Here is a 19,172-nt window from a genome sequence, read left to right on the forward strand (position 1 = left end):
GAGGCCGGGCGGGCACTCTCGAAGGATTCGTATGAACTCGCGTAAATCTCTGGCGGTTTCGTTCAACTCTTGAACACGCTGGGCCTGTCGACGTCGGCGAGCGCCAGGGCGATCGCGCCGAGGACGTGGGTGCGCGCCCCCAGCTTCGCGGGCACGATCCGCACGGACTCGGCGGCGGACGGCACGCCGCACCGGTCCACCACCTGCCGGATCGCGGGGATCAGGATCGCCGAGGCCTGGGCCAGCTCGCCGCCGACCACGATCAGCTCGGGATTGAAGACGCTGCACAGATCGGCGAGCGAGCGGCCGACCTGCCGGCCCACGTCCTCGAGCACCCGGTGGTAGGCGCGGTGGCCGAGCCGCGCCCGGTCCACGATCTCGGCGATGGTGAGCTCACCGCCCGCGGTGTCGGCCAGCAGGGCCGCGACCCGTCGCGCCGACACCAGCGTCTCGAGGCAGCCGCGGTTGCCGCACCGGCACACCGCTCCGAACTCGTCGACCGTGGTGTGGCCGATCTCCCCGGCCGTGCCCGAGATGCCGGAGTAGGGGAGCCCGCCGACGATGAGGCCGGCTCCCACGCCCTCCGACAGCTTCAGGTACACCAGGTCGGACATCCCCGTGCCCGCGCCCCAGCGGCGTTCGGCGAGCGCGCCCAGGTTGGCGTCGTTGTCCACCGAGACCTCCACGGGGAGATCGAGCGCCTCGGTCGCCAGTGCGCCGGCATCGACGCCGACCCACCCGGGCAGGATCGACGGTGACCCGACCTTGCGGCTGCGCCGCTCGATCGGCGCGGGCAGGCCGAGCGCGGCTCCGACCACGTCCGACCGGTCGATGCCCGCGACGGAGAGCGCGCTCGCCGTCAGGCGCGCGGCGGCGTCCATGCCCTCCTCGGCCGTGGCGGAGCCGGTGAGGGCGACCCGTTGCTCGGCGAGGATCTCGTGCGCCAGATCGCTCACGGCGACCGTGATGTGCCGGTGGCCGTAGTCGATCCCCACGACGTAGCCGGTCTTGCGGGTGAGCCGGACGGTCCGCCTCCGCCCGCGGTCCGCCGTCACCACCACATCGCCCGCGGCGTCCAGTTCGTGGACGATGTTCGACACCGTCGCCGTGGCGAGGCCGGTCTCGCGGGCCAGGTCGGCCTGCGTGAGGGCGCCGTGCACGCGGAGCGTGGCGATGACGCGGGCGCGGTTCTGGTCGCGGAGGGCCCGCGGCGAGCCCGGTCGCGCCGATGGTGTGGTCATCTCGGCGATCATGCCACCGGAGCGCCGCCGCCACGGACGGTCGCGCTATGCCGGATGTGTACTGATGCGTGTCCGACCTGTACCGTCACGCATGGTCCTGACCGAAGAGCCGCAGGTCACGACGGTCGTGTGAGGAATTCGTCTCACCCTGAGCCCGGCCCTCGCGCGGGCTGAGAGGTTCCTGTACAAAAGCTTCATGCACTCCTCGATCAAGCTCCTTTCCGTGACCTTCGCCGCCGCTGCCGTGGTCGCCACCGCCGGCTGCGCCGCGGGCTCGTACGCCGCGCCCGGCTCGCCCTCCTCCTCCGCCAAGGCCAGCGCCTCGGCCAAGCCCTCCGCCGCCGCCGCGAGCGCCTCCGCCAAGGCCGCGGCCCCGAAGCCCACCCCGGTCAAGGCCGGCACCCCGGCCGCGATCCTCGCGTCGACCGCGTGGGAGACCACCGGTGCCACCGATGCCAAGGGCGCCACGGTCGCGCTGACCGACAAGAACGTCAAGAACTACGTCGGCTGGGCCTACTTCAAGAAGGACGGCACCTTCACCCTCTACAACCTGGACGACTCGGCCAAGGGCCACGGCGTCTGGACCGTCTCGCCCAACGGCAAGACCCGCACCATCACCGCGCTCAACGCCGACGGCAGCGTGCAGTACAAGCGCACCGTCGACATCGTGACGCTGACGGAGAAGGAGTTCACGTACCGCGTGTACCCCGAGGCCTCGAACAAGGCCGTCTACTTCGACATCGTCCACACCCCCACCAAGCACGCCGAGCCGAGCGCGTAAGGACGAAGGCCGCTCACTAAGCTGAGCGGAATGAACAACCACGGCGCCCCGCACGATCCCTACCTCGTCGGTCTGGATCTGCGAGGGCGCCGTGTCGTCGTCGTGGGGGCCGGCACCGTCGTCCAGCGGCGCCTGCCGGTGCTGCTCGCCGCCGGGGCCGACGTGCACGTCGTCGCGCCCGAGGCGACCCCCGCCGTGGAGGCGACGCCCGGCATCGTCTGGCACCGTCGCGAGTACGCCACCGGCGACCTGCGGGGGGCCTGGTACGCCCTGGCCGCCACGAACGACCCGGCGGTGAACGCCGCCGTCGTCGCCGAGGCGGAGACGGCGCGCACCTTCTGCGTGCGCGCCGATCTCGCCCGCGAGGGAACAGCCGTGACCCCCGCGACGGTGGCCACGGACGGACTCCAGGTGGGTGTCCTCGCGTCCGGCGATCACCGACGGTCCGCGGCCGTGCGGGACGCGCTCCGCGCCGTTCTGACGGGCGACGAGGCCGCCCGGCCCGCCCGCAAGCCCGAGGGCGTGGCACTCGTCGGCGGGGGACCGGGGGATCCCGACCTGATCACCGTGCGCGGCCGGGCGCTGCTCGGCCTCGCCGACGTGGTCGTCGCGGACCGTCTGGCCCCGCCCCGGCTGCTGGCCGAGCTCGCGCCGCACGTCGAGGTGATCGACGCCGCGAAGGTGCCCTACGGCCGGGCGATGGCGCAGCAGGCCATCAACCAGGTGCTCATCGACCGGGCGCGGGAGGGCAAGTTCGTCGTCCGGCTCAAGGGCGGCGACCCGTACGTTTTCGGCCGCGGTTTCGAGGAGCTCGAGGCGCTGGCCGCCGAGGGCATTCCCGTGACGGTGGTGCCGGGCATCACGTCGTCGATCGCCGCGCCGGCGGCTGCGGGCATCCCCGTGACCCACCGCGGCGTCACGCACGAGTTCGTCGTGGTCTCGGGGCACGTCGCGCCCGGCCATCCGGACAGCCTCGTCGATTGGGACGCGCTCGGGCGGCTGCGCGGCACCGTCGTGGTGCTCATGGCCGTGGAGCGCCTCGCGGCGATCGCCGACGCGCTGATCGCGGGCGGCCGGCCGGCCGAGACCCCCGCCGCGGTCGTGGAGAACGCGACGACGGGCGGCCAGCGGACGGTCCGCGGCACGCTCGCCTCGATCGCGGCCGACGCGGCGGCCGCGGGGGTCGTGCCGCCGGCGGTGCTCGTGGTGGGTGCGACAGCCGGTTTCACCGCCGCGCTCGGCGTCTGATCCGCACCCGGGGTGTGGTTTTCGCGCGTGTCGGCCGAATGTGACGTCGCGCTGCGGCGGTCGCCGCGGGACGCGAGGATCACCGCTCTACGCTGCACGAATCGTCCGTTTCGGGAGTTCTTCGTGGGGGCCGGTGTCGCCACATCCGTAACTTCCGCCACAATTGTTACCGTTCACGACTTCCGGATCCGGTGGGGTAGTCGGTAGCCTCGGGCATCATGACCTCAACGATGGCCCCCAGCGGCCCGGCGCAGACCTACCGCGTCAAGGGCAGCGCCGTCGGCATCCCGATCCTCGTGCTGTGCGGGATGATCTTCCTCTCGGTGCTCGACGGCACCGTCGTCTTCGTGGCCATGCCCGAGATCCAGGACGCGCTCGGCCTGTCGGACGCCACCAAGGTGTGGGTCTTCGGCGCGTACGCGCTCACCTTCGGCGGCTTCCTCCTGCTGGGCGGGCGGCTCGGCGACACCTTCGGCCGGAAGAAGATGTTCCTGCTCGGGGTCGTCGGCTTCACCGTCGCCTCCGCGGCCGCGGGTTTCGCGACCAACGAGGCGTTGCTGCTCGCCGCGCGCGTCGGCCAGGGCTTCTTCGCCGCGATCGCCGGACCCACCGCGCTGGCGCTGATCGCGACCACCTTCGCGCCGGGTAGGGCCCGCAACCAGGCTTTCGCCGTCTTCGGTGCGATGGCGGGCCTCGGCTCCATCGCCGGACTGGTGGCCGGTGGCCTGCTCGCCACGATCGACTGGCGGCTCATCTTCTGGATCAACGTCCCCGTCGGCATCGCCTGCGCGATCGGCGGGTGGTTCACCCTCGACGAGGCCATGGCCGAGCGGCGGCACGCCCTCGACGTCAAGGGCGCCGCCCTCGCGGTCGCCGGCTGCGTCACCGGCGTCTACGCGCTCACCGCGGGCCCGGAGGCGCACTGGCAGAGCGCATCGGTCTACGCCGCGGCCGTGGTCAGTGCGATCTGTCTCGGGCTGTTCCTCTGGGTGGAGCGGACCGCGAAGAACCCGATCCTGCCGTTCTCGCTGTTCAACAACCGCAATCGGGTCGCGGCGATGCTCGCGATCCTGGTCTGCGGCGCCCTGATCCCGACGCTCGGCTTCTACGTCGCGCTGACCTTCCAGCTGGTCCTCGGCTACACGCCCTTCCAGTCGGGCCTGGCGCTGCTGCCCTTCGCCGTCGGCTTCGGCATCTCCGTCGCCGTCAGCGCGTCGCTGGTGCGCCGGTTCCAGGCGCGCTGGCTCGTCGCGGTCGGCGGTGTGATCGTCTTCCTGCCGTGCGTCTACGTCCCCACCCTGGTGGGGCAGGACCCGGCCACGATCTCCTACTTCCCCCAGATCGCGATCCCGGTGTTCTTCATCGGCATCGGCGTCGGCATGGCCGTCGTGCCGCTGCCGCTCGGCGCGGTGGCCGGGGTCCGGCCGTCGGAGATCGGCCCGCTGACCGCCCTGATCGAGGTCGCGCAGAACCTCGGCGGCATCATCGGGCTCGCATCGGTCCAGGTCGTGGTCACCTCGCGGATCATGGCCGAGGGCGGCCCCACCACCGGACACCTGCGACACGACAACCTCAGCGGCGACCAGATCGGAGCCCTGGCCTCCGGCTACGGCCTGGCCTTCATCGCCTGCGCCGCGATCCTGATCATCGCGGGCCTCGTCGTGGTGCCCTTCATGCGCTTCACCCCCGAGGAGATCGCCGAGGGCCAGGCCGCCAAGGAGTCCAGCGAGTCCGGCGGTGCGATCCCGTCGACCTCCTTCCCGGCGCAGGCCTTCGAGGACGATGAAGACGACGTCGACGACGACTGGGAGCCGCTCGAGGGCGACGTCACGTCCGGCTCCTTCGCCGCGATCCGCCGCGAGGACTTCGACCGGGCCTACAACGAGCAGCCCGGCGATCCGGAGCCGGTGTACTTCACCGACCGCTTCCGCGCCATCAAGCGGGCCGACGTGCAGGACCGGGCGCCGCAGAACCCGGCGCCCGCGCAGCCCTCGACGCGGCAGGTGCCGATCGTGCCGCCGCGCCGCCCGGCACCGTCGGCCCCGCAGCAGGCCTACTCGCACCCCAGCGACCCGCTGCCCCGTCCGGGCCACCGCCCGGGCGACGGGCTCGCGGGTATCGCCCGGCCGTCCGGCCCGATCCAGCGGGAGAGCGTCGACCTGCCGCGGCCGCCCGTGCCGCCGGCGCCACGCGCCTCCGTCCCCGACTACCGGCCGCCCCGGCCCGCGCCGCAGCAGTACCGGACCGAGCAGCAGGCCCCGCGTCCCTCCGGGCCTCGACCCGGAGCGCCGACGGCGAGGCCTCCGCAGTACCAGGGCGCACCGGCGCCGCGCACCGGACGGCACGCCGCGCCGGAGCCGGACGGCATGCGTCACCCCGAGTCGACGCGGCAGGCCGGGCGCGCCCGTAGGCACCGTCTCGAGGACTGATCGTCCCGCTCCGGGCGTGTCGCCCGAATTTTCTGGCGGGCCCGGCCGGCGTCGCGGAGCGGCCGGCGAATACCCGGCGTGGTCTGGGCAAACGCCCCCGGGCGATGGATGCGGAGTGCACGCACCACGGTTGCCCAGCGACGCTCCGGTCCCGGAAACCTGCGTGAACGATTTCTTAGGGACTTCTATCAGCCGGTAGCCTCGGTCTCCATGACCGCAACGATGGCCCCCGGGGCGCCGGCGCAGACCTATCGCGTCAAGGGCAGCGCCCTCGGCCTCGCCATCGTCGTCCTGTCCGGGATGATGTTCCTCGCCGTCCTCGACGGGACCGTCGTCTTCGTCGCGCTGCCGCGGATCCAGGACGCCATGCACCTCTCGGACGCCGCGAAGATCTGGGTCTTCGGCGCGTACGCGGTGACCTTCGGCGGCTTCATGCTGCTCGGCGGGAGACTGGGCGACACCTTCGGCCGAAAACGGATGTTCATCCTCGGCGTCGCGGGATTCTCGATCGCCTCGCTGCTCACGGGTTTCGCCACCAACGAGGCCTGGCTGCTCATCGCCCGGGCCGGCCAGGGCCTGTTCGCCGCGATCGCCTGCCCGACGGCGCTGGCGCTGATCGCCACGACCTTCGCGCCGGGCAAGGCGCGCAACCAGGCCTTCGCCATCTTCGGCGCGATGGCGGGCCTCGGCTCCGTCGCGGGCCTCGTCGCGGGTGGCCTGCTCGCCACTCTGGACTGGCGGTTCGTCTTCTGGATCAACGTCCCGGTGGGCATCGTCTGCGTCATCGGCGCGGTCGTCGCGCTCGAGGAGTCGACCTCGGAACGCCGGCACGCCCTGGACGTCAAGGGCGCCTTCCTCGCCGTGGCGGGCTGCGTGGGCGGCGTCTACACGCTCACCATGGGCCCCGAGGTCCACTGGAAGGGCGTGAGCATCTACGTCGCCGGTGCCATCAGTGTGGTCTGCCTGGTCGCCTTCCTCCTGGTGGAGCGCACCGCGAAGAACCCGATCCTGCCCTTCTCCCTGTTCCGCAACCGCAATCGGGTGGCGGCGATGCTCGCGATCCTGGTCTGCGGCGCCCTGATCCCGACGCTCGGCTTCTACGTCGCGCTCACCTTCCAGCAGGTGCTGGGCTACTCGCCGCTGCAGTCCGGCGTCGCACTGATCCCGTTCGCGGTCGGCATGGGCATCGCCGCCCCGATCTCGTCCAAGCTCGCGCTGAAGATCCAGGCCCGCTGGCTGGTCGCGATCGGCGGCGTGATCGTCTTCCTGCCCTGCATCTACGTCCCGACGCTGATGACCAAGGACCCGTCGGCCGTCAGCTACTTCCCGTACATCGGCGTGCCCGTCTTCCTCATCGGCCTGGGCGTGGGCTTCGCGATGATCCCGCTGCCGATCTGCGCACTGGCCGGCGTCCGCCCGTCCGAGACCGGCCCGATGTCGGCGCTGGTCGAGGTGTGCCAGAACATCGGCGGCATCGTCGGCCTCGCGTCCGTCCAGGTCGTGGTCACCTCCCGGATCATGAAGGAGGGTGGACCCACCAAGGGCGACATCACCCACGAGATGCTCACGAGCGCGCAGCGCTCCGCGCTGGCTTCGGGGTACGGCCTCGCGTTCATCGCGTGCGCCGCGATCCTCATCCTCGCGGGCCTGGTCGTCGTGCCCTTCATGCGGTTCACCCCGGAGGAGGTCGCCGAGGGGCAGGCCGCGCAGGAGTCGAGCAAGTCCGGCGGCTCGATCCCGTCGACCTCCTTCCCGGCGCAGGCCTTCGAACGCGACGACGACGTCGACGACGACTGGGAGCCCATCGAGGGCGACGTCACCTCCGGTTCGTTCCCCGCGGTCCGCCGCGAGGACTTCGACCGGGCGTACAACGAGCAGCCCGGCGATCCGGAGCCGGTGTACTTCACCGACCGCTTCCGGGCGATCAAGCGCCCGCAGGCACCGCAGCAGCGGCCGCTGCAGCACCGGCCGGCCACACAGCCGCCTCGGCCGCCCCAGGTGGCACCGCAGCAGGCGTACTCGCATCCGAGCGACCCGCTGCCGCGGCACACCGGCCGCCCCGGCGACGATCTCGCCGGCGTCGCCCGCCCGTCCGGCCCGATCCAGCGCGAGAGCGCCGACCTCCAGCGCCCGCCGCAGCAGATGGCACCGCAGCCGGTGCAGCCGGCGCAGCGGCCCCCGGCGGACCCGCAGTACCGGGGCCAGGGTGCGCCGGTGCCGCCCCCGCACCAGCAGCAGTACCGCCCCAGCGCCCCGCTGCACCGGCCGAGCGCGCCCCTGCACCGGCCCGGCGCGCCGCAGCACGATCCGAGCGGACAGCACCGGCCGAGCGCCCCGATGCAGCGCCCGAGCACGCCGATCCAGCGTCCGAGCGCCCCGATCCAGCGCCCCAGCGGACAGTTCCAGCGCCCGCCCGCCGCGCCCGCGCAGCAGGCGGACGCAGCGCCCCGCACCGGCGGCCGGCACGCGCTCCCGGAGCCGGACGGCATGCACCACCCCGAGCACTCGGCGCAGGCCGACCGCGTCAGCCGCGCCCGCCGGCACCGTCTGGACGAGGACTAGCCGATCACCCCTCGGTGACGATCGTCACCTCGGTCGGTGTCGACAGCTCGGCGCGCAGTCCGGCCTTCTCCGCCACCTTCACCACGGCGCGGGCGTCGCCGGGCTCGGCGCGGGTGACCACCAGCGCGCGGGCGAGCAGGCCCTTGTGGTGCTTGTTGAAGTGCGAGACCACGGAGCGTGAACCGTCCGCCTTCTCGGTGACGACGGTGGCCGTGACCGCGCCCGGCACCCGTCCCAGCGCGGCGTAGCCGCCGGAGCGCAGGTCGACGACGAGGCCGCGGTCGGCGGCGGCGAGGGCATCGGCCAGTGCCGGCTTCCACTCCGCGGCCAGCGTGCCGAGTCCGGGCAGTTTCGAGCCCGACGAGAGCCGGTAGGCGGGGATCGCGTCGACGGCCCCGACGACGCCGAACAGCGCCGAACCGACGGCCAGGCGCGCGTCCGCCTTCGCGCGCTGCGCCTTCGTCATGCCCCGGACGTCCAGCGCGTCGTAGAGCACGCCCGTGTACTGCTCGATCGCGGGCCGGGTGGGCGCGGTGCGCAGCGCGCGGTTGCGCTCCAACTCGTCCGTCTGGCCGGCGGACAGTCCCAGCGCGGCGCGGGCGGCACCGTCGTCCCGGGAGACCGCGACGAGGGCCTCGAGCACGCGCTCGCGGGTCGCGGTGAGCGACGGGAAGGTGAGCGTCGCCAGGTCGAGGGGCGCGCCCGCGCCGTCGCCGGCCTTGGTTTCGGACGGGGGAAGCAGGATCAGCACACCGGACACACTAAGCTGTGGCGTCGTGATCACCCGATTCTCCCAGCTGTTCCTGCGCACGCTCCGCGACGACCCGGCGGACGCCGAGGTACCCAGCCACAAGCTGCTCGTCCGCGCCGGGTACGTGCGGCGCATCGCGCCCGGTGTGTACTCCTGGTTGCCGCTCGGGCTGCGGGTGCTGCGCAACATCGAGCAGGTCGTGCGCGAGGAGATGAACGCCATCGGCGGCCAGGAGATCCTGCTGCCCGCGCTGCTGCCGCGCGAGCCCTACGAGGCCACCAACCGCTGGTCCGAGTACGGCCCGAACCTGTTCCGCCTGCAGGACCGCAAGGGCACCGACATGCTGCTCGGCCCCACCCATGAGGAGATCTTCGCCCTCACGGTCAAGGGCGAGTACAACTCGTACAAGGACCTGCCGGTCATCCTGTACCAGATCCAGATCAAGTACCGCGACGAGGAGCGGCCGCGCGCCGGCATCCTCCGTGGCCGCGAGTTCGTGATGAAGGACAGCTACAGCTTCGACACCACCGACGAGGGGCTCGCCGAGGCGTACGCCAAGCATCGCGCCGCCTACCAGCGGATCTTCGCGCGCCTGGACGTCGAGCACGTCATCGTCTCGGCCACGTCCGGCGCCATGGGCGGCAGCGCGTCCGAGGAGTTCCTCGCCGTGAGCGAGGTCGGCGAGGACACCTACGTGCACTCGACCGAGTCGGACTACGCCGCGAACGTCGAGGCCGTGGTCACGCCCGCGCCGCCGGCGATCGACCTCGACGGCCTGCCCGCCGCGCAGGTCTACGACACCCCGGACACGCCCACCATCGACACGCTCGTGGCCTGGGCGAACGACGGCGCCGACGGTGCCTCCGTCCTCGGCCGCGAGGTCACCGCCGGCGACACCCTCAAGAACATCCTGGTCAAGACCCGCGCTCCGGGCGGCGACTGGGAGCTGCTCGGCGTCGGTGTGCCCGGCGACCGCGAGGTCGACTTCAAGCGTCTCGAGGCCTCGCTCGAGCCCGCCGAGGTCGCGCTGCTCGAGGCCGAGGACTTCGCCAAGTACCCGTTCCTGGTCAAGGGCTACATCGGCCCGAAGGCGCTGCTCGAGAACGAGGTCCGCTACCTCGTCGACCCGCGCGTGGTGACCGGGACCGCCTGGATCACCGGTGCCGACGCGCCGGGCCGGCACGTCGTGAACCTCACCGCGGGCCGCGACTTCACGCCCGACGGCACCATCGAGGCCGCCGAGGTCCGCGACGGCGACGCCTCGCCCGACGGCAAGGGCGTGCTGCGCTCGGCCCGCGGTATCGAGATCGGCCACATCTTCCAGCTGGGCCGCAAGTACACCGACGCCTTCGAGGTGGACGTTCTCGGCGAGAACGGCAAGCCGGTGCGCCTGACCCAGGGCTCCTACGGCGTCGGCGTCTCGCGGCTGGTCGCGGTGATCGCCGAGCAGCAGCACGACGACAAGGGCCTGCGCTGGCCGAAGGGCATCGCCCCGTTCGACGTGCACGTCGTCATCGCGAACAAGGACGAGGGTGCCTGGACCGGTGCCGAGTCCTTGGCCGCAGAGCTGGACGCGGCGGGCCTGCAGGTGCTGCTGGACGACCGCAAGGCCTCGCCCGGCATCAAGTTCAAGGACTCCGAGCTGATCGGGGTGCCGACCGTCGTCGTGGTCGGGCGGGGCTGGGCCGACGGTGTCGTCGAGCTCCGTGACCGCCTCACCGGCGAGGCCCGGGAGATCCCCGTCGCCGACGCCGCCGGGGAGATCGTCGCCGCAGCACGCTAGTCACCTCAACACTGAGGGGCCGCACCGGATCCGGTGCGGCCCCTCAGTGTTCACCGGATCAGGCGAGTAGGGCGAGCAGCAGGCTCGCGCCCTGGCCGAAGCCGTCGCTGGCCACCCAGGCGATGCCGAAGATGACCAGGATGGCGAACAGCACGAGGAAGACGGCGCCGAGGACGACGCCGGCGATCGCCAAGCCGCGGCCCTGCTGTCCGCTCTGCTTGGTCTGCTTCATCGCGATGGCACCCATGACGATCGCGGCGATCGCGAGGAGCACGGCGGCGTACCCCAGGAACGGGATGCACACGAACGGGAACGCGATGATGCCCGTCGCGAGGGAAGCGATGGCGAGGCCGTTGGTGCCCGGGGGCACCTGCTGGCCGGGGTAGCCCGGGTACCCGGCGCCCTGGCCCGGGTAGGCGGGGAAGCCCGGCTGCTGACCGGGGACACCGGGCTGCCCGTACGCCTGCTGGCCGTACGGCGCCTGACCGTAGGGGGCCTGGCCGTAGGGCTGCTGGCCGTACTGCGGTTGTCCGTACTGCTGCTCGCCGCCGAACTGCTGGCCCGGGTACTGGGGCGGGGCCGCGTACGGGTTCGCGTAGGGATCGGCCGGTGCGGCGTAGGGATCCGACGGTGCCGCGTACGGGTTCGGCTGCGCGTACGGGTCCGCCGGCGCGGTGTACGGGTCGGCGGGCGGGGTGTACGGCGTGCCCGACGGCTGCGCGGTGTTGTGCACGGTGGTCGCCGCGTTCGGATCGCCGCCCACTCCCGGATCCGACGGGGCCTGACCTGCGTCGTCCTTGGCGAGGTCGGGAGTCGACGGTGTCGACTCGGCCGGACGGATCATCGTCGCGTCGTAGTTCTCGTCGCCGGGGTGCTTCGGATCGCTGGACGTCATCCCACGAGTGTAGGTGTTCGCGCCCCGAACGCATTCGGCCTCCCATGCGTCGTACGCATGCCCTTCACCGCTGAGAATGGTCTCTACCTGCGCGTTTCTAGCCATGCGTGGCACGCATGGCTTTTCCGAGCAGTCGCGGCGCCGAATCCAGAGCGGTCAGCGGAGCCGGTCCGCGGGGTGGTGCGTCACACGCATACCCCCAGCGACTCTCGCCGCAGTGGCCTCAACCTGCATGTTCACCGGCGCGGCCACCAGTCCCGGCCCCGGCTCAGGTGCGGATGCCGGGGAAGGGCGCGGTCACGGGGGAGACCCCCAGGGCGACGCGCCAGCGCGCGCCCCGCACCGCGGAGCCGCCGAGTCCGGTGACTCCGAGATGCCGGACCCCGTCACCGTCGGCCTGGGACAGCACGTTCCGGTGCGCGGCGGCGGTGTCGTCCTCCACCGCTGCCGCCACCTTCGCCGCGCTGACGGGATCCGTGACGGGTTCGGGCGGCGTGTAGGAGGGCGCGGCCGCGGGAACCTCGGCGCCGGCGGCGCTGAGCACCCGGGCGAGGGCGTCGCGCTGCGCGCGGTGCTCGGCGGCGTAGGTCGCGACGTCGGTCTTGCGGGCGGGCGAGGCGTAGGCCTCGATGAGTCCGTACAGGTAGACGGCGGCGTGTTCGGCCCGCACGGCGGCCGTCACGGCGTCCTGGGTGGGGGTCACGGGAGCACCACCTCGGCGTGCACCCGCGTGGCGGCGGCGACGGACCCGAGCAGCGCGGCCTGGTAGCCGGAGGCCGCGACGGCGGCGTCGCCCGCCGCCTTCGCGGAGCGGGCGAGCTGGGCGTGCAGTGACTGGCGGGTCAGCGGTGAGGGCGGCACCGGGGTCGACGACGGTGCGGCGGTCACCGAGGTGGGCCGCTGCACGTACCGGGAGAGCTCGTCGGTGAGCGCCGCGGCGTGCTGGCCGCGCTGATCCGCGATGGTCCGCAACTGCGGGGCGGCGGCACCGTCGAGCACGGCGAGCCCCCGCGCGGCGTCGGCGTCGGCCTGGGCCTGCGCGGCCGCCGACTGCAGGCGGACCGCCTGCGGATCGTCGGCGCGCTCCTCGGGCGTCGTGCACGCGGCGAGCGCGCCCGCACCCACCAGCGCGCCCCCGGCGACGAGGGCGGAGGTGAGGACGGTGCGGCGGTCGACGCCGGAACGCGACGGCGGGTCGTCGCCGCGGCGCGGTGGTGGGGCGATCACGGGGCGAGTCTAGCGGCGCACCCGGGTACACTGACTGCAGCGTTCGACACCGGGCACGTCCGGTGACAATTTCACAGGGAGGCGCGTATGGCTTACGACGAAGCGAAGGTGTTGGCCGTCCTCGCGCCCCACCTGGACGCGGCGGGTCTCGATCTCGAGCAGCTGAAGATCAACAATGCGGGCAGCAAGTCCTCCATCGCGGTGGTCGTGGACAGCGACGCCGGGCCCACCCTCGACGATCTGGCGGAGGTGACGCGCACGCTGTCGGCCGCGGTCGACGACGCCGACGAGGTCTTCGGCGGCCAGGCGTTCACCCTCGAGGTCACCACGCCCGGTGCGGAGCGCCCGCTCGCCGAACCCCGCCACTGGCGACGCGCCCGCGGCCGGCAGGCGGCGATCGAGCTGCGGGACGGGACGAACCTGCTGGCCCGGATCGGGCCGCTCTCGGACGACGGGGCCGGGGTCACCGTCGTACTGCCCGGGGCGAAGGGCGCCGCCCCGACGACCCGCGAGCTCGCCCTCGACGACGTGGCCGCTGCCGCCGTCCGGGTGGAGTTCCGCAGGCCGAACCCCCAGGAGATGAAGCTCTCGGGCATTACGCCCGGGCGCGTGGAGTCGGGTGCCGAACCGGTGGACCCGACGGGCGAGGGCGCCGGTGCGGCGCCCGGGAACGAGGATGAGGACTAGATGAACATCGACATGGCGACCCTGCGGGCGATCGAGGCGGAGAAGGACATCTCGGTCGACACCGTCATCGAGGCGATCCAGGTGGCGCTCCTCACCGCGTACAAGCACACCGATGGGCATCAGCCGCACGCGCGGATCGACGTCGACCGGCGCACCGGGTCGGTGAAGGTGCTGGCGCAGGAGCTCGACGCCGACGGCAACGTCATCACCGAATGGGACGACACGCCCGAGGGCTTCGGCCGGATCGCCGCCGACTCGGCCCGCCAGCTGATCACCCAGCGGCTGCGGGACGCGGAGAACGACCGCACCTTCGGCGAGTTCGCCGTCTACGAGGGCGAGGTCGTCTCGGGCGTGGTGCAGGCCGACGCCCGGGCCGCCGCGCGCGGCTTCGTCGTGGTGCGGATCGGCAGCGAGCGCGAGGGCCACGAGGGCCTGCTGCCGCCCGCCGAGCAGGTGCCGGGGGAGACCTACCGCCACGGCGACCGGATGAAGTTCTACGTCGTCGGCGTCAGCCGGGGGCAGCGCGGCACGCAGATCACCCTCTCGCGCACCCATCCGAACCTGGTCAAGAAGCTCTTCGCGCTCGAGGTCCCGGAGATCGCCGACGGCAGCGTCGAGATCACCTCGGTGGCGCGCGAGGCCGGCCACCGGTCCAAGATCGCCGTGCGCACCTCGGTGGCGGGTCTCAACGCCAAGGGCGCGTGCATCGGCCCGATGGGCCAGCGCGTCCGCAACGTCATGAGCGACCTCGAGGGCGAGAAGATCGACATCATCTCCTACGACGACGATCCCGCGGTCTTCGTCGGCAACGCCCTCTCGCCCTCGTCGGTGGTCTCCGTGACCATCGTCGACGCCAAGGAGAAGGCCGCCCGCGTGGTCGTCCCCGATTTCAAGCTCTCCCTCGCCATCGGCAAGGAGGGGCAGAACGCCCGCCTCGCCGCCCGCCTGACCGGCTGGCGCATCGACATCCGCTCGGACGCGGAGAGCACCGACTCCCAGTGAGCGAGCCGGTCCGGACCTGCATCGGCTGCCGGCGCAGGGCACCGGCGCGGGAGCTGAGTCGGTACGTCGCGGCACCGTCACCCGACGGTGCCGCGCGCCTCGTCCACGACGCGCGGCACCGCGAGCCCGGACGGGGCGCCTGGCTGCACGACGACGAGGCGTGCCTCGCCGCGGCGCGGAAGAGGAACGCCTTCCGCCGGGCGCTGCGCGTTCCCGGGCGCCTGGTGGAGCCCGAGGAGTGGAGGGATTAGGTGAGCCTAAGCGGCTCTGTGCTAGGGTAGCCTCTCTTGTTCGCTGCGCGCCGGCCTCGGTGTGCCGGTCCCGGAAAAGGTTGCCCGACATGCATGTTCCCTCCCGGAGGCGTTCGATCGCCCTCGCCGTTCCGGTGGCTCTGACCGCCGCGCTCCTGTCGGGCTGTGGGGCTTCGGAGAAGGTGGATGCCGCTGCCGCGCCGTCGGCGGCCGAGGGCAAGACCTCGTACCCGCTGACCGTCGACAACTGCGGCACCTCCCAGACCTTCTCGGCGGCACCGTCGAAGGTGGTCTCGCTGGACCAGGGCTCGACGGAGATCCTCCTGTCGCTCGGCCTTGCGGACAAGATGGTGGGCACCGCCTCGTGGACGGACCCGGTCCTGCCGAACCTCGCCGACGCGAACTCCAAGGTCCGGCGGCTCGCCGACAACGCACCGTCGTACGAGGTGGTGATGGGTACCGACCCGACCTTCGTGACGGCTTCCTTCGGCCGGCACTTCAAGAAGGAGGGCGGGGTCGCCACCCGCGACCGGTTCGCCGAGACGCGCACCAACACCTACCTCTCGCCGGGCGACTGCGAGGACGGCCGGTCGATCAACGCCGGCGGCAAGCGGACCCGCCCCGTCGAGATCGGCGCGCTGTATCAGGAGATCACCGAGCTCGCCGCGATCTTCGACGTGCCCGACCGCGGCGCCGCGCTGGTCGCGGACCTGAAGAAGCGCACCGCGGAGGCCAAGGCCAAGGTCGACGCCTCGGGCAGGTCGATCGGGTTCTGGTTCGCGGACACCAAGAGCCCGTACTTCGCGGGCGGCCTCGGCTCGGGGAACCTGCTCGCCACCACGATCGGGGCGCGGAACGTCTTCGCCGACGTGCGCGACGACTGGCCCGCCACCACGTGGGAGGCCGTCGTCGCGGCGAACCCGGACGTGATCGTCCTGGGCGACCTCACCCGCAATCGGTTCCCGGGCGACCGGCTCGCCGACAAGGAGACCTTCCTCGCCTCGGACCCGGTCACGCGCACCATGGCCGCCGTGCAGGGCAAGCGGTACGTCGCGCTGCACGGCGCCGAACTGAACCTGTCGATCCGGACCGCGGACGCCATCGAGAAGCTCGCCGCCGGGCTGAACTCCTTCCCGCCGCGATGACCGCGACGACCCTGCCGCGCAACAGCGCCGCCCGCGCCGGTGCGCGCGGCGGCCGGGCCTTCGTCCCCGCGGTGCTGCTGCTGGGCGTCGCGGGCCTCGTCCTCTCGGTGATGGTCGCGATGACCCTGGGGGCCGCGGACATCTCGCTGGTCAACGTCCGGGACATCCTCACCAACCACCTCTCGCTCACCGACATCCCGGTACGGGTGACCGAGGACGCGATCGTCTGGGAGGACCGGCTGCCGCGGTCGCTCGTCGCCGCGGCGTGCGGCGCCGGGCTCGCGGTCTGCGGCGTGGTCCTGCAGTCGCTGCTGCGCAACCCGCTCGCCGATCCCTATCTGCTGGGCATCTCGTCCGGCGCGTCCACCGGCGCGGTCGTGATCGGCGTCCTCGGACTCGGCGCGGCGTCGCTGGGCATGTCCGGCGGCGCCTTCGTCGGCGCGCTGATCGCCTTCGGGCTGGTCGTCCTGCTGGCCCGCGCGTCGGGCGGCAGCAACGATCGGGTGATCCTCGCCGGCGTCGCGATGACCCAGCTCTTCTCCGCCCTCACCTCCTTCGTGATCTTCGCCTTCGCCGACGCCGACGAGACCCGCGGCGTGATGTTCTGGCTCCTCGGCTCGCTGGAGGGCGTGCGGTGGAGCGACGTGCGGCTCACCGGGGTCGTGGTGATCGTCGGGGTCGCGGTGTGCTGCGCGCTCGCCTTCGTCTTTGACGCCTTCACCTTCGGCGACGACGTCGCCTCGTCCCTCGGCATCCCCGTGCCCTGGGTGCGCGGCGGACTGCTCGTGCTGGCCGCGCTGATGACGGCCACCCTGGTCAGCGTCGCGGGCGCGATCGGCTTCGTCGGGCTGGTGCTGCCGCACGCCGCCCGGTTCCTGGTCGGGCCGGGCCACACCCGGCTCGTCCCCGTGGCCGCGGTCCTCGGCGCGGTCTTCCTGGTCTGGGTCGACGCCGCCTCGCGGGTCGTCTTCTCGCCGACGCCGCTGCCCATCGGGGTGGGCACCGCGCTGATCGGCGTCCCGGTGTTCACCGTCATCATGTTCCGCAGGAGGTCCGCGGTATGACCCTCAACGCCTCGTCGGTCACCTGGAACCGCGGCGGAGCCATCGTCGTCGACGCGGTGACGGTGCGCCCCGAGCCGGGGGAGACGGTGGGCCTGCTCGGGCCGAACGGCTCCGGGAAGTCCTCTCTGCTCCGCCTGTTGGCGGGCCTCGCCGCGCCGACCTCCGGCACCGTCGACCTCGACGGCCGCGACCTGCGGTCGGTGGGCAGGCGGGAGATGGCCCGGGCCGTGGCGGTGGTCTCGCAGCACGCGGACACCGACGTCGACGTCACCGTCGAGGAGGTCGTGCGCCTGGGCCGGATCCCGTACCGCGGGATGTTCGGGGCCGACCGCGCCGCCGACGACCTCGCGGTCGCCGCCGCGCTCGAGCACACCGGCCTCACCGACAAGAAGGACCGGCTCTGGCACCGGCTCTCCGGCGGCGAGCGCCAGCGCGTGCACATCGCGCGGGCGCTGGCCCAGGAGCCGCGCGAGCTCCTGCTCGACGAGCCCACCAACCACCTCGACATCCGGCACCAGCTCGACCTGTTGGCGCTGGTCTCCCGGCTGCCGGTGACCTCGATCGTGGCGCTGCACGACCTGAACCTGGCGGCGATGTACTGCGACCACCTCGTCGTGCTCCGAGCAGGCGCGGTCGTCGCCGCCGGCCCGGTCCGGGAGGTCCTGACGGCCGAACTCATCGCCGACGTCTACGGCGTCGACGCCGAGGTCACGGAGGCCGACGGTGACGGCCTGACCGTGCGCTTCCTCCGCCCGGGTTCCCGGGTCCTCTCGTCGTGACGGCGCCGGCCCGCGGCGGGCTCACGGTCGTCGGAGGATTCCGGCGCGCCGGACCGGTGGTCCGCCTGCTCGTCCTCACCCAGTTGGCGTTCAACGTCGGCTTCTTCATGGTGCTGCCGTACCTCGCCGTGCACCTGAGCACGGACCTGGGCCAGTCGGTCGCCGTGGTGGGCGCGGTCCTCGGCGTGCGGACGCTGTCCCAGCAGGGACTGTTCGTGGTGGGCGGCGCGCTCGCCGACCGCTGGGGCACGCGTCCGGTGATCCTGGCGGGCATCGCCTGCCGGGTGGTGGGCTTCCTCGCCCTCGGACTGTCCGGGACCCTGCTCGGCGCGCTCGCCGGCGCGGTCCTGACGGGGTTCGCGGGCGCGTTGTTCTCGCCCGCGGTGGAGGCCGCGCTCGCCCGCGCCGCGATCGGCCCGCCGTCGCCCGAGGACGACGGTGCCGGCGCCGATCCCGGAGTCCGCCGGCTCGACCGGCTGGACGCCTTCGCACTGCTCAACTCGTACGGCCAACTGGGGACCTTCGTCGGCCCACTCGTGGGTGCAGCGCTCCTGGCGGTCGACTTCAGCGCCACCTGTTTCGTCGCCGCCGCCCTGTTCGCCGTCATCGGAGCCGCGCACCTGCGCTGGTTGCCCGCCGACGGTCCGCACGCCGACGGCGCCGCCCCGGCCCGCGGGGCATGGCGCGAGGTCGCGCGCGACCGACCGTTCCTCGTCTTCGCCGCGCTGGTGGGCATGCAGCTGGTGGCGTACAACCAGCTGTATCTGTTGCTGCCGCGGGCCGTCGACCGCGCGTGGGGCTCGCAGGCGCCGGTGGGGGTGCTGTTCGCGGTGGCGTCGGTCCTCGTGGTGCTCGGCCAACTGCCGCTGGCCGCGCGGCTCGCCGACGTCCGGCCGCGGCGCGCCATCGCCGGGGGACTGGCGGTGATGGCGTCGTCCTTCGCGATCGCCGGGGCCGGCGTCCACGCCGACCTGGCGGGGGTTCCCGCGATCGCCGTGCTCGCCGCCTTCGTCGCGGTGTTCACGATCGGGCAGATGGCGGTGATGCCGTCCGCGCGGGCGATGATCCCGTCCTTCGCTCGGGAGCGCTCCCTGGGGACGTACTACGGCGCCTTCGCCTCGATCGGCGGCGCGGCGGTCCTCCCGGCGGCGATGCTCACCGGCCTCCTGATCGATCACACTCCCGCCGCGGGCCCGGGGGCCGCCGTACCGTGGTGGGCGATGACGGTGCTGCTGCTGGCCGTCGCGGCCGCCGTCCGGGAGGCGGGGTAACCGATTTGCCTCGACGCGCTATGATGATGAGCGGTCTGAAGACGGTAGGTCTTTCC

At 72.8% G+C, this 19,172-nt stretch carries 17 protein-coding genes; 12 read left to right on the forward strand and 5 right to left on the reverse strand.

Annotated features, from left to right (window positions below; all coding sequences use genetic code 11):
* Positions 1–62 precede the first annotated feature (62 nt).
* Positions 63–1,241, reverse strand: a complete 1,179-nt coding sequence (locus AC21LY_RS17425; protein ID WP_489047823.1) for an ROK family transcriptional regulator — start codon at positions 1,239–1,241, stop codon at positions 63–65.
* A 196-nt stretch (positions 1,242–1,437) separates the two neighbouring features.
* Between AC21LY_RS17425 and AC21LY_RS17430 the strand changes: the two genes are divergently transcribed.
* The 4 genes from AC21LY_RS17430 (at position 1,438) to AC21LY_RS17445 (ending at position 8,261) form a co-directional block, all read left to right on the forward strand.
* Positions 1,438–2,022 carry a DUF4822 domain-containing protein gene (locus AC21LY_RS17430; RefSeq protein WP_489047824.1) on the forward strand — a complete coding sequence of 195 codons (585 nt, stop codon included), beginning with the start codon at positions 1,438–1,440 and terminating at the stop codon, positions 2,020–2,022.
* A gap of 30 nt (positions 2,023–2,052) precedes the next feature.
* Positions 2,053–3,270, forward strand: coding sequence for a uroporphyrinogen-III C-methyltransferase (gene cobA, locus AC21LY_RS17435; RefSeq protein ID WP_489047825.1), 1,218 nt, complete (start codon positions 2,053–2,055; stop codon positions 3,268–3,270).
* A gap of 218 nt (positions 3,271–3,488) precedes the next feature.
* A complete protein-coding gene (locus AC21LY_RS17440; protein WP_489047826.1) occupies positions 3,489–5,699 on the forward strand; it encodes an MFS transporter in 2,211 nt (736 codons plus the stop codon).
* A gap of 210 nt (positions 5,700–5,909) precedes the next feature.
* Positions 5,910–8,261, forward strand: a complete 2,352-nt coding sequence (locus AC21LY_RS17445; RefSeq protein WP_489047827.1) for an MFS transporter — start codon at positions 5,910–5,912, stop codon at positions 8,259–8,261.
* 4 nt (positions 8,262–8,265) lie between these two features.
* On the opposite strand, the gene yaaA is transcribed toward AC21LY_RS17445, so the two are convergent.
* Positions 8,266–9,012 (reverse strand): peroxide stress protein YaaA, encoded by a 747-nt coding sequence (gene yaaA / locus AC21LY_RS17450; RefSeq protein ID WP_489047828.1) that lies wholly within the window; start codon positions 9,010–9,012, stop codon positions 8,266–8,268.
* A 25-nt stretch (positions 9,013–9,037) separates the two neighbouring features.
* Here yaaA and AC21LY_RS17455 point away from each other — a divergent pair, with 25 nt between their 5' ends.
* On the forward strand, positions 9,038–10,795 hold the full coding sequence (locus tag AC21LY_RS17455; RefSeq protein WP_489047829.1) for a proline--tRNA ligase: 1,758 nt from the start codon (positions 9,038–9,040) through the stop codon (positions 10,793–10,795).
* A gap of 58 nt (positions 10,796–10,853) precedes the next feature.
* On the opposite strand, the gene AC21LY_RS17460 is transcribed toward AC21LY_RS17455, so the two are convergent.
* From AC21LY_RS17460 to AC21LY_RS17470, 3 genes are all read right to left on the reverse strand, one after another.
* Positions 10,854–11,690 carry a DUF4190 domain-containing protein gene (locus AC21LY_RS17460; protein ID WP_489047830.1) on the reverse strand — a complete coding sequence of 279 codons (837 nt, stop codon included), beginning with the start codon at positions 11,688–11,690 and terminating at the stop codon, positions 10,854–10,856.
* Positions 11,691–11,958: 268 nt separating this feature from the next.
* On the reverse strand, positions 11,959–12,393 hold the full coding sequence (locus AC21LY_RS17465; RefSeq protein ID WP_489047831.1) for a ferritin-like domain-containing protein: 435 nt from the start codon (positions 12,391–12,393) through the stop codon (positions 11,959–11,961).
* On the reverse strand, positions 12,390–12,917 hold the full coding sequence (locus AC21LY_RS17470; protein WP_489047832.1) for a hypothetical protein: 528 nt from the start codon (positions 12,915–12,917) through the stop codon (positions 12,390–12,392). The genes AC21LY_RS17465 and AC21LY_RS17470 overlap by 4 nt, the downstream gene beginning before the upstream one ends.
* Positions 12,918–13,004: 87 nt before the next feature.
* Here AC21LY_RS17470 and rimP point away from each other — a divergent pair, with 87 nt between their 5' ends.
* From rimP to AC21LY_RS17505, 7 genes are all read left to right on the forward strand, one after another.
* Positions 13,005–13,604, forward strand: coding sequence for a ribosome maturation factor RimP (gene rimP / locus AC21LY_RS17475; RefSeq protein ID WP_489047833.1), 600 nt, complete (start codon positions 13,005–13,007; stop codon positions 13,602–13,604).
* Positions 13,605–14,606, forward strand: a complete 1,002-nt coding sequence (gene nusA, locus AC21LY_RS17480) for a transcription termination factor NusA (RefSeq protein WP_489047834.1) — start codon at positions 13,605–13,607, stop codon at positions 14,604–14,606.
* Positions 14,603–14,857, forward strand: coding sequence for a YlxR family protein (locus AC21LY_RS17485; protein ID WP_489047835.1), 255 nt, complete (start codon positions 14,603–14,605; stop codon positions 14,855–14,857). The genes nusA and AC21LY_RS17485 overlap by 4 nt, the downstream gene beginning before the upstream one ends.
* An 89-nt stretch (positions 14,858–14,946) precedes the next feature.
* Positions 14,947–16,002 (forward strand): ABC transporter substrate-binding protein, encoded by a 1,056-nt coding sequence (locus AC21LY_RS17490; RefSeq protein ID WP_489047836.1) that lies wholly within the window; start codon positions 14,947–14,949, stop codon positions 16,000–16,002.
* Positions 15,999–17,066, forward strand: coding sequence for a FecCD family ABC transporter permease (locus tag AC21LY_RS17495; RefSeq protein ID WP_489047837.1), 1,068 nt, complete (start codon positions 15,999–16,001; stop codon positions 17,064–17,066). The genes AC21LY_RS17490 and AC21LY_RS17495 overlap by 4 nt, the downstream gene beginning before the upstream one ends.
* Positions 17,063–17,845, forward strand: a complete 783-nt coding sequence (locus tag AC21LY_RS17500) for an ABC transporter ATP-binding protein (RefSeq protein ID WP_489047838.1) — start codon at positions 17,063–17,065, stop codon at positions 17,843–17,845. The genes AC21LY_RS17495 and AC21LY_RS17500 overlap by 4 nt, the downstream gene beginning before the upstream one ends.
* Positions 17,842–19,116: an MFS transporter gene (locus AC21LY_RS17505; RefSeq protein WP_489047839.1), complete on the forward strand. Its 1,275-nt coding sequence runs from the start codon at positions 17,842–17,844 to the stop codon at positions 19,114–19,116. The genes AC21LY_RS17500 and AC21LY_RS17505 overlap by 4 nt, the downstream gene beginning before the upstream one ends.
* Positions 19,117–19,172: the final 56 nt, after the last annotated feature.

It is taken from the genome of Tsukamurella sp. II2bb, assembly GCF_057815145.1.

Bases quoted from the DNA above. Each gene is read 5' to 3' on its own strand.
- rimP (WP_489047833.1), top strand. From the start codon at position 13,005: ATGGCTTACGACGAAGCGAAGGTGTTGGCCGTCCTCGCGCCCCACCTG.
- nusA (WP_489047834.1), top strand. From the start codon at position 13,605: ATGAACATCGACATGGCGACCCTGCGGGCGATCGAGGCGGAGAAGGAC.
- AC21LY_RS17490 (WP_489047836.1), top strand. From the start codon at position 14,947: ATGCATGTTCCCTCCCGGAGGCGTTCGATCGCCCTCGCCGTTCCGGTG.
- AC21LY_RS17495 (WP_489047837.1), top strand. From the start codon at position 15,999: ATGACCGCGACGACCCTGCCGCGCAACAGCGCCGCCCGCGCCGGTGCG.
- AC21LY_RS17425 (WP_489047823.1), bottom strand. From the start codon at position 1,241: ATGACCACACCATCGGCGCGACCGGGCTCGCCGCGGGCCCTCCGCGAC.
- AC21LY_RS17430 (WP_489047824.1), top strand. From the start codon at position 1,438: ATGCACTCCTCGATCAAGCTCCTTTCCGTGACCTTCGCCGCCGCTGCC.
- AC21LY_RS17440 (WP_489047826.1), top strand. From the start codon at position 3,489: ATGACCTCAACGATGGCCCCCAGCGGCCCGGCGCAGACCTACCGCGTC.
- AC21LY_RS17445 (WP_489047827.1), top strand. From the start codon at position 5,910: ATGACCGCAACGATGGCCCCCGGGGCGCCGGCGCAGACCTATCGCGTC.
- cobA (WP_489047825.1), top strand. From the start codon at position 2,053: ATGAACAACCACGGCGCCCCGCACGATCCCTACCTCGTCGGTCTGGAT.
- AC21LY_RS17460 (WP_489047830.1), bottom strand. From the start codon at position 11,690: ATGACGTCCAGCGATCCGAAGCACCCCGGCGACGAGAACTACGACGCG.
- AC21LY_RS17500 (WP_489047838.1), top strand. From the start codon at position 17,063: ATGACCCTCAACGCCTCGTCGGTCACCTGGAACCGCGGCGGAGCCATC.